The organism is Thiobacillus sp., from assembly GCF_024708915.1.
Genome location: NZ_JANJXQ010000001.1, coordinates 1 through 11757, shown reverse-complemented (window position 1 = coordinate 11757; position 11757 = coordinate 1). Strand labels below are relative to the sequence as shown.

Below are 11757 nucleotides of genomic sequence, written 5' to 3'. Positions count from 1 at the left end.
CGCGACCCAGCCCGTGCTGGCGCCGCGCTTGAAGATGGCCGACATGAAAGGGCGCTCGCTGATGATCCACGTCGGGGGGGACAACCATGCCGATCACCCGGCACCGCTCGGTGGCGGCGGTGCGCGCATGGCTTGCGGCGTAGCGAACTATTGACACGGCCCGATGATGTTTGAACCCGCACTGTATTTCTCACGGCGTCCTGCTTTGACCGGCTCGCTGGCCCGTCTCAATAGAACGCTGCTTTTAATGGTTATTGATTCGGCCTACCTCGCTGCCACACACAGTCCGAGCAAGCTGAACCTTGATGCCATTTCAAACTTCATCTGGCCGAATCAATAAAACAGTCCTCGTTCGAGGGCCGGGCCTGTCAAAACGGCGCCGGGCTCTCGAACGCAAGCGCGTCCCCTGTCAACGGATGTGCGAAACGCAGCGACCAGGCGTGCAATAACAAGCGCCCGGCCCGGGCCTGCACATCGGGCGGCGCATACAGCGCGTCACCCAGGATGGGATGGCCCAATTCACGCAGATGAACGCGCAACTGATGCGAGCGGCCAGTGACGGGTTCGAGTTCGACTCGGGTGCCCGCGCCGGTTTCGTCGACCCCCAGCACGCGCCAGCGGGTGAGGCTCGGCTTGCCGTGAATGCGATCGACGATCCGCAACGGCCGCCTGGGCCAGTCGGCGACGATCGGCATATCGATGATTCCCCACTCTTCCGACGGCACGTCCAGCCGTCCGGCCACCACTGCGATGTAGCGCTTCGTCACTGCGCGCGCGGCAAACGCTTTGGAGAGTTCACGCTGCGCCGCCGCACCGCGCGCCATCACCATCAGTCCGGAGGTGGCCATGTCGAGCCGATGCACCACCAGAGCGTCGGGATAGCGGGCCTGCACCCGTGCGGCGAGGCAATCCTGCTTGTCCACACCGCGCCCCGGCACCGCCAGCAGGCCGCTGGGCTTGTCGAGTACCAGCAGGGTGTGGTCTGCATAGCGTGGCTCGATGGCAGAGCAGGCAGATTCGGCATCATGGTCAGCGGGGTGATTTTTCATTGCGGAATCCCGTATTCCTTTCCTTTTCCGACATTTCTTTCGAGTTCAGCCTGGGGCTCGGCTAAAGTGAAATTCCCAGGAGCCGAATTTGGAGGATCTCATGTCAAAGGAAAAACTTCCCGAGCATTATCTGCTCGAGAAAAAAACGCACCAGGCGTTCATCGATGCGGTTGAAGACCTCGGTAAGGTTCTCAAAAAACAGGGGCCACTCGACGGAAAGACTGCGAACCTCATCCAGCTCGCCGCGGCTATCGCGATACATTCCGAGGGCGCCGTTCACAGCCATGTCAGAAGGGCGATCGATAACGGGGCAAGCCCCGAGGAGGTTTACCATGCCATCGTTCTCCTCACCAGCACGCTTGGATTTCCTACGGTGTCGGCCGCATTGAGCTGGGCCGGCGACATCCTGCGGAAGCAATGAAAGAAGGCGGCTAGCCCTTCAAGCCGTCCAGCAGGGCCATCGCCCAGGCTACGCCGAAGCCGTTGGCGTCGCTCATCACCGCGCCCAGCCCGCCCTTGCAGCTGTGGCCCGAAAGATCCATGTGCAGCCACGGCGTGTCGCCGACGAAGCGCGACAGGAAACGGGTGGCGAGAATATGATCGGCCTCGCCTTCCATGCTGCACTGCTTGACGTCGGCGACGGTGGAATCGAGGCTCTCGTCGTAATCGTCCGGATAAGGGAAGACGACGATACGTTCGCCGCTTGAGGTCGCGGCACGCGAGGCCTGGTGCGCAATCGTGCTGGAGGAAGCGAACACGCCGGACATGCGGCTGCCGAGCGCGTAGTGCATCGAGCCGGTGAGCGTGGCGAAATCGGCGATGAGGTCGGGCTTGCCCCTGGCCGCCAAGGTCAGCGTATCGGCCAGCACCATGCGGCCTTCGGCGTCGGTATGGACGACCTCGATGGTGGTGCCGTTGAGCGCCGTGACCACTTCGTTCTGCCGGTAGGCCTGCGGGCTGATGTGGTTCTCGGCGAGCGCGACCCAGCCGTCCAGCGCGACCGGCAGCTTCAGCTTCGACGCGGCGGCGAGAATGCCGAGCACCACCGCCGAGCCGTTCATGTCCTCGTGCATGCCCTGCATGTGCTTGGCCGGCTTGAGGTTGTGGCCGCCGGTGTCGAAGCAGATGCCCTTGCCGACGAAGGCCACCTTCTTCGACCCCTTGCCCTTTGCCCTTCCCCCTTCCCAGCGAATCCGCACGATCGCCGCATCCTTCGACGGCGAGCCCTGCGCCACCGCGCAGAAGGCACCGGCGCCCATCTTCTTCAGCTTGTCGAAGCCGTATTCCTCGACCGTCCAGCCATACTGCTTCGCCAGCGCCTTGATGCGCTTGCGGTAGACGCCGGGGGAGAGCTCGTCCGGTCCCTGCACGGTGAGGCTGCGGGTGAGAAGGTTGCCTTCGGCCAGCGCCTGCGCTCGGGCGAAGCCGTCGGCCGATTGGTGGCCGAAGAGCTGCACGGTTTTCAGCGCCGGATCGGGCTTGGATTTGCGCGATGGCAGCGGCACGGCATTGACCAGCGCGGTGTACACCGCCGCCTCGGCTGCATGCGCCTTGAATGCATCCTCGCCGAACACGGCCAGCGCCAGTGATTTGGGGTGTTCGCCCAGCAGCAAGGCCAATGCCTTGCGCACCAGTTCGTGGGTTTCGAAGGTGCTGGCGTCGGCCTTGAGCATGGCGTAGACCGCAAGGGTGCCGCCGGGCAGTTGCACCGCCACCGGCGACTTGGCCAGCGCGTCGATCTTGAGATCGCGTCGCTTCATCGCGGCCTTGAGTTCAACGCCGCCCGGCACCTCGGGCAGCGATTTCGACACCGGCAGCAGCAACAATGCATGCGCCACCGCCGCCAGCGATTTAACGGTTATTTCCTGTTTATTTTCAGTGAGTTTAGGCAGCACGGCGTTTCCTTGTGAATGGCGTTTTTCTTGATGGTTAGCGGGGTTTCTCGGATAATTACGCGTTTGATTTTTTTCCAGCGCGTTTTCCGCCCCATCCAACAAGGGTAACCGAATGAAGATTGAAGACAAGAAACGTGTGCTGCGCGAAATGGTGTTGCACCGCCGTTTTGAAGAGCGCTGCTACCAGGCCTATATCGAACGCAAGATCGGCGGTTTTCTGCACCTCTATCCCGGCCAGGAAGCCTGCTGCAACGGCGTGATGGAAGCCGCACGCCCCGGCCACGACTACGTGATCACCGGCTACCGCGACCACGTCCACGCGATCAAGAGCGGCGCCGACCCGAAAGAAGTGATGGCCGAGCTGTACGGCAAGGAGACCGGGTCGAGCAAGGGCCGCGGCGGTTCGATGCACATCTTCGACGTGGCGCACCGCTTCATGGGCGGCTACGCGCTGGTTGGCGGCCCCTTCCCGCTGGCGGCCGGCATCGCCAAGGCGATCCAGCTCAAAGGTGGCGACGAGATCTCCATCTGCTTCCTCGGCGATGCCGCCAACAACCAGGGCGTGTTCCACGAAACGATGAACATGGCGGCGCTATGGAAACTGCCGGTGCTGTTCGTGTGTGAAAACAACCTGTACGGCATCGGTACCTCGATCGAGCGTTCCACCGCCGTGGTGCACCAGCACAAGCGCGTCGCCGCCTACAACATCCCGGCCGACGAATGCGACGGCCAGGACATCGACATCGTGTACGAGCACGCGCGCAAGGCGGTCGATCACGTGCGCGCGGGCAACGGCCCCTTCTTCCTCGAACTGATGACCTACCGCTACCGCGGCCACTCCATGTCCGACGCGCGCAGCTATCGTTCGCGCGAGGAGGAAGAAACGTGGAAGCAGCGCGATCCCATCCTGCTGCTGCGCGACCGCCTGATTACGGCGGGCGCGATGACCATGGCCGACTACGAGGCGCTGGAAAAAGAAACCGATGCCTATATCGAGAACGAAGTGATCAAGTTCGCCGAGGAGTCGCCCGAACCGCGCGTCGAGGATCTCGAAAAATACGTTTTAGCCGATCGCGCAACCCAGCTCCCGTGGCTCACCGGCAAAGCCGCTTAAGGTTTAAGGAATAAAAAGCATGGCAAACATCATGTACTGGGAAGCGATCCAGCGCGCCCACGACGAAGAAATGGCGCGTGACCCCCTGGTCATCTGCATGGGTGAGGACATCGGCGTGGCCGGCGGCACCTACAAGGCGACCAAGGGCCTGTACGAAAAATACGGCCCACTGCGCGTGATGGACACGCCGATTTCCGAAGGCGGCTTCACCGGTCTCGGCATCGGCGCCTCCTTCCTCGGCGTGCGTCCCATCATCGAAATCATGTCGGTCAACTTCGCCTGGCTGGCGATGGACCAGATGTTCAACTCCGCCGCCAAGGTGCGTTACATGTCGGGCGGCCAGCTGACCGCGCCGTGCGTGTTCCGCTCCGCCGGCGGCGCTGCGCACCAGCTCGGCGCGCAGCACTCGGCGCGCATGGAAAAGGTGTTCATGGGCATCGCCGGCCTGCGCGTCGTCACCCCGTCGAATCCGAAACAGGCCTACGGCCTGCTGAAGTCGGCGATCCGCTGCGACGACCCGGTGTTCATCAACGAACACGAACTGATGTACAACATGAAGGGCGAAGTGCCCGACGGCGAATACTTCCATCCGCTGGAAGGCTCCGAGATCGCCCGCGCCGGCACCGACGTCACCCTGTTCGGCTACAACATCTCGGTGCACTGGTGCCTCAAGGCGGCCGAGATCCTCGACAAGCAGTACGGCATCTCGGCCGAAGTGATCGACCTCTATTCGCTGTCGCCGCTTGACCGCGCCGGCATCAAGGCGTCGGTCAGCAAGACCCACCGCGCCGTCGTCGCCGAAGAGGACGAAGCGCCGGTCGGCGTCGGCTCCGAAGTCATCGCCCTCATCAACGAAGAATGCTTCTTCGAGCTGGACGCCGCCCCGGTGCGCGTCCACTCCGCGCTGGTGCCGCAGCCTTACAACCACACGCTGGAAAAAGCGGCGATCCCCGATCACGAGGATGTGGTCAAGGCGGTGCTGAAGCTGTTCGGCAAGGCGTAAAACCCTTTTTTGTCCGCGAAGGACGCGAAGAAACGCGAAGCAAGCAAAACCCGTTCAGGTTTTTCTTCGCGCCCCTTCGCGTCCTTCGCGGATAACGATTTTTAGGATCCAAGCATGTCCCAACACTACGCGATTACCATGCCGCAGCTCTCGGACACCATGACCGAGGGTGTCGTCGTCACCTGGGAAAAGCAGCCGGGCGACAAGGTCGAGCGCGGCGACATCGTCGCCACCGTCGAGACCGACAAGGCCATCATGGACGTCGAGGTGTTCAAGGCCGGTTATCTGGCCGGCCCGCTCGCCGACGTCGGCGCGACCATTGCCGTCGGCGCCGCGCTCGGCTATATCACCGACACCGCGGGCGACGTGGCGATTGCCGCCGGTGAAGTGGTGGAAGAACAGGCGCAGACCGAAATGATCCCGCACCACGCCGGCACCCCGGTGGTGATGCCGCAGCTCTCCGACACCATGACGGAAGGCGTGGTCGTGACCTGGGAAAAACAGCCCGGCGACGCCATCAGGCGCGGCGACATCGTCGCCACGGTGGAGACCGACAAGGCCATCATGGACGTCGAGGTGTTCCAGGAAGGCTTCCTCTCCGGCCCCATCGCCGATGTCGGCAGCGTGGTCGAGGTCGGCCACCCGATGGCCTTCATCGTCGACGATGCCGCCAAGGCCAACGACACCGGCGTGACGATTTCCGCCGAGCACAAGGTCAAGGACATCCACAAGGTCGCGCCGCACGCCGCCGACAAGCCCGCCACGATTCCTGTGCCCAAGGCCGCGCCGGCGCAGGTCGCCGCCGCCGGCAACCAGCCGCCGGTGGCACGCGTACCGGGCCGCCCGGCCAGCCCCTACGCCCGCAAGGTCGCGGCGCAGCTCGGCGTGAACATCGCCGGGCTTGCCGGCAGCGGTCCCGCCGGCGTGATCGTCGCCGCCGACGTGGCGCGCGCGCGCCCCTCGATGCAGGAAGTCGCGCACTCGCTGCCGCAGGTCGACGTGCCCGGCCAGGGCCGCAACATGACCTCGATGGAAAAGGCAGTGAGTCACGCGATGACCGCCTCGCTGACGCTGCCGACCTTCAACGTCACGGTGAACATCGACACCAGCAAGCTGACCGCCGCTGCCAAGGCGAACAAGGTCTCGGTGACGGTGGCGATCGCCAAGGCCTGTTCGGTCGCGATGGCGAAATTCCCGCGCATGAACTGGGCCTACCAGCCGGTCGACAAGCTGGTCGAACGCGCCAACCACGACTTCGGCGTGGCGGTGATGTCGAACGACGGCGGCCTCGTCGTGCCGATCCTGCACGGCATCGAGAAGAAGCCGCTGGCGGCGCTGCAGGGCGACTGGACCGGCCTGGTCGAGCGGGCGCGCGTGCGCAAGCTGGCGCCCGCCGAGTACTCCAACCCCACCTTCACCATTTCCAACATGGGCATGCTGGGGGTGTCGCACTTCACCGCGATCCCCACCCCCGGCATCTCGGCGATCCTGGCGATCGCCGCCAACGGCCCACAGGGCACGCCGTTCACCATCACCGGCGACCATCGCGTGCTGAACGGCGCCGACGTGGCGCTGTATCTGGCGACGCTGAAGCAGACCATCGAGGCGCCGGAAAACTGGATAAGCGGTGAGGCGTCAGGCGCGAGGAGTGAGGCGGCAAACGCGCCGGCCACACACGGTGCGCCCGCCGTATCGCCCATCCCCGAGGGTAACTGGGACTTTCCCGTGGTCGTCGTCGGCGGCGGCCCCGGCGGCGAGGACTGCGCGCGCGACCTCGCCGACCACGGCATCAAGGTGCTGATGGTCAACAACGAGCCCTTCCCCGGCGGCGAATGCCTGTGGCGCGGCTGCATCCCGTCCAAGGCCTGGCGCGCCGCGGCGGACGTCATCCGCAACCGCGCCCACGACGCCGAGATGGGCGTCGACGGCACGAATACGCCGAAATTGAACTGGGCCCAGGTCGAGAAGCACCGCCGCTGGGTGCAGACCAGCCGCGGCGAGATGGCGCTGAAGGCAGACAAGGGCATGAAGATCGACGTGCGCGAAGGCTACGGCGAATTCGTCGACGCCCATACGCTGAAGATCACGCCGGTCGAGGGCGAACCGTATCAAGTGACGTTCGGTGCTGCCGTCATTGCTACCGGCGCCCCCGCCTTCGTGCCGCCCATCCCCGGCGCGCGCGAAAACCTGGCGAGCGGCGGCGTGGTCACCTCCGACACCATCTGGAACCTTGCAGCGCCGCCGAAAAAACTCGGCATCGTCGGCGGCGGCGTGATCGGCGTCGAGATGGCGCAGATCTTCCGCGACTTCGGTACCGAAGTGCTGATGCTGGAACGCCACGAGCGCATCCTCGCTGAAATCGAGGAGGAGATCGGCAAGGTTCTGATCGCATCGCTGGAGAAGGAAATCACGGTCGTCACCAGCGCCGCCATCAACGAAGTCTCCGGCAAGCCCGGCGCGATGAAGCTGCGCTACGCGAACAAGGAAGGCATCGAGTCGACCTTCGACTGCGACGTCGTCCTGATGGCCACCGGCAAGCGCCCCGACACCAGCCGGCTGAATCTGGACAAAATCGGCGTCGCACTCGACGGTGCCGCGATCAAGGTCGACGCCCGCTGCCAGACCAGCGCGCCGCACATCTACGCGGTCGGCGACGTCATCGGCGGCTACATGCTCGCCCATACCGCCGCCACGCAGGGCCGCGTCGCCGCCGACAACCTGTTGGGCCACGCCAGCGAATACGACCAGGACCGCGACTGCGGCGTCACCTTCTCGCGTCCGCAGGCCGGCTTCGTCGGCCTCTCGGTGGCGCAGGCCAAGGCCAAGGGCATCGACGCGGTGGAAGCGAAGATGCCGATGAGCATCGACGCCAAGGCGATGATCACCGGCGAAACCGAGGGCATGATCAAACTGGTGGCCGACAAGGCCAGCGGCCGCATCATCGGCGTGCACTACCTTGCCGACCACACCGACACCCTGATCGGCATCGGCGTGATGATGGTGGCCGGCGAGATGACGCTGACCCAGGTCGCCAAGGCGATCTTCCCGCATCCGACGCAGACCGAGCTGTTCGGCGAGCTGGCGCGGCGGCTGCTGAACCGCCTGCGGCGGACGGCGAAGAAGTAAATCTTTCGGAAGCACCAAAGACCGGGGCCGCATTTGCGGCCCCGGTCGTTCATGTCTACCGAGACTCGACTCCGAATCCTCAGCACCTCTGCGTCGATTCATCGATTGCATTGTCTTTGAATGCTTTTCTGGTCATGCCTTAAGCCTTGGGCCCGGTTCATGGCGTCCCAGGCTTGAACCTCGGTCCACCGCCACCGCCACCGCCACCGTAAAGCGCAATGCGGCCATTCGCTTCAAGCTCACCCGCGAAGTTCTGCCTGGACATACTTCAGGTCATGCAGCAGTTCCTGGATTCCATGGCGAAAGCCGATCATTGATTTGTGATGCCGTTATCCGTTCACCCCCGGCTCATTTGCCCGATTTGCGATAAGCGGCGGCGTCGATATGATAGCTTCGCAACTTCTGATGAACCGCCCGGGGCGTGATGCCTATCTCACGGGCTACTGCGCTTACGTTGCCGGCCTGACGCTGCAGGGCGTCGCGTAGAGCCTTGGTCTCGATATCCCGAACCGCGCCCTGCTTACGTCTGCGTAAATCCTCTGCTTGCGACAAGCCGGTCTCGTCCGGGAGCCGTACGCCGAGCTCGTCGATGACTTGCCCCCTGGCGAACAGAAATGCGCGCTCCAGCACGTTTTCCAGTTCGCGCACATTGCCAGGCCACTCGTAGGCCATAGCCTGTGCCCAGGCCTGGCTGCCCAGCACTTTCCGGGGCCGCTGGTAACGCGCCGCCAGACGCGGCAGCAGATGATTGACCAGCGCGGTGATGTCCTCCCTCCGCTCCCGCAGGGAAGGAATATGGATGGGCACGACGTTCAACCGGTAGTAGAGATCCTGGCGGAAGCCGCCCCCAGTCAGGAGTTTGTCCGTTGACGTATTGGAGGCGGCGATGATGCGCACGTCCGCGTGCAGCACCTGTTTGCCGCCCACCCGCTCGAACTCGCCTTCCTGCAGCACGCGTAGCAGATTGACCTGCGACAGGAGCGGGAGGCTGTCGATCTCGTCGAGAAACAGCGTACCGCCCGCAGCCCGCTCGAACACGCCCTGGCGCATTTCGTGCGCCCCGGTGAAAGCCCCTTTTTCGTGGCCGAACAAGGCGCTCTCGGTCAGGTTGTCCGGGATCGCCCCGCAGTTGACAGCGACGAACTTACCGTCGCTGCGGTTGCTGAGCGCATGGATGGCACGGGCGATGATTTCCTTGCCTACGCCGGTTTCGCCGTTGATCAGTACATTGGCCATGGTGGGGGCCACCAGTTCGACGGCTCCCAGCGCCTCGCGCATGGCCAGCGATTCGGCCACGATCTCCGGTCCGCCACGACAGTTATTGGGCTCGTCTCCATTCGCGGGACGCCAGATCTGCGCCATTTTTTCCGCCACCCGTACGGTCACCTCTTCCAGAGCCATGCGGGACACGATGGCACCGTCCTCGCTGACGTACTCGTCGCCATACTTGTCCCGGGCCGCCTCCCGGTCGATATGGATCAGCACTTCGCAGCAGCCGTCGTTGTTGGCAATGCGTCGGCGCAATTCCACCTTGGCGTAGCCAAAATTACGGGCGGCAATGCCTCCGAACACGGACGACGTCATGCGGCACAGCTCGGGCGCTTCCTTGACCCGGTCGCCGAAGGGGCAGCAGTTGTTCATTACACGGACGGCTCCTGCCTCGTCTGCGGCCGGCGCAAAGCCACCGCCGATCTGGTTCTTGATGTTGACGACCAGCGCCGTGTATTGATCGCGGCTGATTTCGCCGGACAGACCGAGCTGTTGGCGCGCATGCGCCTCCAGACAGCTGCTGGCGGTCAGCCCCAGAATCTGGATATGGTTGTGGCAGGCTGCGCCCTCTTGCGGCTGTTGCCCCGCAAGCTTGACACTCTGCGTGACGAACATTTGCAGAAACGAAAGTGGACTCAATTCGGAAAGCAACACGTGAGACATGGATGATCCTCCAGAAAGACGGGGCGGCACTGGAGGGCCCGCAGTGTCGCAACGTGCGCGACAGGACCCACCGCCGCATTCCCATCCTGGCAAGGCAGGCTGGATGTGCAGGAAATGCCGCCAACAGGCGTTTTCAATCCGTCTTGACCGTACTTGTCGTGCGGGGTGCGCAACAACTACAGCCCGGCCCATGGCCATTCGGGCCGGCCTTCGTCCTGGCGGTCGGCAGCGAGCGCATCGCGAGCTCACGCCCCCGCGCCATCTGGCCATGCATGGCCGGCGCTACGAGAATGGCCTTCTCCGTCCGGCCGCCGCAGCTTGGACAATCCGGCGCGGGCTCGCTCATGGCGTGGCTGGCTTCGAACGGTGTCCCGCACTGCACACAGCGATAATCATATGTCGGCATATGAACTCCCGGGTAATCAATCAAGACCGAACGCACCGCCTGGAGCGGTGCGTTCTACTTCCTCTCAGGGCTCGCAAGCACGCCCCGAGGGCCGATCAGCTCCACCGCGGGGGTTGTTTCTGATTCACCCCGAAGTCCGTGCAACGGACGTCAGGCACGCGGCCTCGCACCTTGGCATCCAACGTGGGCGCCCGCAGCCGACGGGTCTCCACTTCCCATATCCAGCCGCTGACCACGACGTCCTTGGGAATCAGGGGGTGATTGCGGATCGTCTCGATGGTGCGCATGCAGGTCACATCCACATCGTCCATCATGCCGATCCACTTGGCGAATCCGCCCTTGTCCAGCTTCAGTTCGGGCAGGGTCGGGTCCAGCGTCAGGTTGTCCGTGTCCACCCCCTTTTCCTTCAGCATCCGCTCCAGGTCGTTGGCGTTGGCGGCCAGCATGCCGCACTGGGTATGCTGGACGATGACGATTTCCTTGGTGCCGAAGAAATTGCAGGTCAGCATGGCGGAGCGGATCGCGTCGTCGGTGACGATGCCGCCCGCATTGCGGAAGCAGTGGGCGTCGCCGCCGCCAGCCGGGCTGTCCACACGAATCCCCAAGGCCTCATCCACCGGCAGGCGCTCGTCCATGCAGGCCAGCACCCAGAGGCTTCTATTGTTGTGGCCTTCCGGCCCATAGTGGCGCCGCTGGGCCCAATGGTCGTAGGAAGCAGTCCGCGCGTTCAGTGTGTCCTTCAGTGTTGTCATTTTGCGTCTCCATTTAAGAAATTGAGTTAAAACGGCTGCCCGACGCTCGACCACGAAACGTCCCGATTGAATAGTCACCAAGCGGCGGGCCCGCAGTTTCTGTATAGCAACAGATGCGCCATATCAATTTACATATAAGAAACAAATAGATACGGTTAGCGTCGCGGGCGGGGTGGGATCACATGCTTCCCAGGGGGATGGCCTCAAAAGGCCAGAACCTCCAAAGACATGACGCTGCAGGCTGGTGAGAATGCGTATTTCCTATAGGAAGCAGAGAAGATCTGGAATTTGTCCCGACAGATCGTTACAGCCTTCATGATCGGGGTTCCATTGGGTCGCTGGCCATGCCGAGCCGGATTCGTCTCGCCAGTTCCCATTGCTTGACCAGCGCATAGATCGCCGGGATCACGGCCAGCGTCAGCACGGTCGAGGACACCATGCCGCCGATCATGGGCGCCGCGATACGGCTCATGACTTCCG

The 11757-nt window shown here is 63.5% G+C and carries 11 protein-coding genes; 6 read left to right on the top strand and 5 right to left on the bottom strand.

The window, feature by feature from the left end; genetic code table 11:
• On the top strand, window positions 1–154 hold a 154-nt coding region (locus Q0L94_RS00055), incomplete at its 5' end, for a superoxide dismutase family protein (RefSeq protein WP_296748893.1).
• Between the two features lie 9 nt (window positions 155–163).
• Window positions 164–340 carry a hypothetical protein gene (locus tag Q0L94_RS00050; RefSeq protein WP_296748891.1) on the top strand — a complete coding sequence of 59 codons (177 nt, stop codon included), beginning with the start codon at window positions 164–166 and terminating at the stop codon, window positions 338–340.
• Window positions 341–368: 28 nt separating this feature from the next.
• On the opposite strand, the gene Q0L94_RS00045 is transcribed toward Q0L94_RS00050, so the two are convergent.
• Window positions 369–1049 (bottom strand): RluA family pseudouridine synthase, encoded by a 681-nt coding sequence (locus Q0L94_RS00045; RefSeq protein ID WP_296748889.1) that lies wholly within the window; start codon window positions 1047–1049, stop codon window positions 369–371.
• 100 nt (window positions 1050–1149) lie between these two features.
• Between Q0L94_RS00045 and Q0L94_RS00040 the strand changes: the two genes are divergently transcribed.
• Window positions 1150–1470, top strand: a complete 321-nt coding sequence (locus tag Q0L94_RS00040; RefSeq protein WP_296748887.1) for a carboxymuconolactone decarboxylase family protein — start codon at window positions 1150–1152, stop codon at window positions 1468–1470.
• A 10-nt stretch (window positions 1471–1480) separates the two neighbouring features.
• Here the strand turns inward: Q0L94_RS00040 and Q0L94_RS00035 are convergent, their stop codons facing one another.
• Complete coding sequence (locus Q0L94_RS00035) at window positions 1481–2944, bottom strand: leucyl aminopeptidase family protein (protein ID WP_296748885.1); 1464 nt, start codon at window positions 2942–2944, stop codon at window positions 1481–1483.
• Between the two features lie 112 nt (window positions 2945–3056).
• On the opposite strand from Q0L94_RS00035, the gene pdhA reads away from it, so the two are divergent.
• From pdhA to Q0L94_RS00020, 3 genes are all read left to right on the top strand, one after another.
• Window positions 3057–4058, top strand: coding sequence for a pyruvate dehydrogenase (acetyl-transferring) E1 component subunit alpha (gene pdhA / locus Q0L94_RS00030; RefSeq protein ID WP_296748883.1), 1002 nt, complete (start codon window positions 3057–3059; stop codon window positions 4056–4058).
• 19 nt (window positions 4059–4077) lie between these two features.
• On the top strand, window positions 4078–5061 hold the full coding sequence (locus tag Q0L94_RS00025; RefSeq protein ID WP_296748881.1) for an alpha-ketoacid dehydrogenase subunit beta: 984 nt from the start codon (window positions 4078–4080) through the stop codon (window positions 5059–5061).
• A 114-nt stretch (window positions 5062–5175) separates the two neighbouring features.
• A complete protein-coding gene (locus Q0L94_RS00020; RefSeq protein ID WP_296748879.1) occupies window positions 5176–8187 on the top strand; it encodes an FAD-dependent oxidoreductase in 3012 nt (1003 codons plus the stop codon).
• 348 nt (window positions 8188–8535) lie between these two features.
• On the opposite strand, the gene Q0L94_RS00015 is transcribed toward Q0L94_RS00020, so the two are convergent.
• The 3 genes from Q0L94_RS00015 to Q0L94_RS00005 form a co-directional block, all read right to left on the bottom strand.
• The gene (locus tag Q0L94_RS00015) at window positions 8536–10119 is read right to left on the bottom strand and encodes a sigma 54-interacting transcriptional regulator (RefSeq protein ID WP_296748877.1); all 1584 of its coding nucleotides are present in this window, start codon (window positions 10117–10119) and stop codon (window positions 8536–8538) included.
• A gap of 133 nt (window positions 10120–10252) precedes the next feature.
• A complete protein-coding gene (locus Q0L94_RS00010; protein WP_296748875.1) occupies window positions 10253–10525 on the bottom strand; it encodes a zinc ribbon domain-containing protein in 273 nt (90 codons plus the stop codon).
• A gap of 95 nt (window positions 10526–10620) precedes the next feature.
• Complete coding sequence (locus Q0L94_RS00005) at window positions 10621–11277, bottom strand: carbonic anhydrase (RefSeq protein ID WP_296748873.1); 657 nt, start codon at window positions 11275–11277, stop codon at window positions 10621–10623.
• Between the last annotated feature and the right edge of the window lie 480 nt (window positions 11278–11757).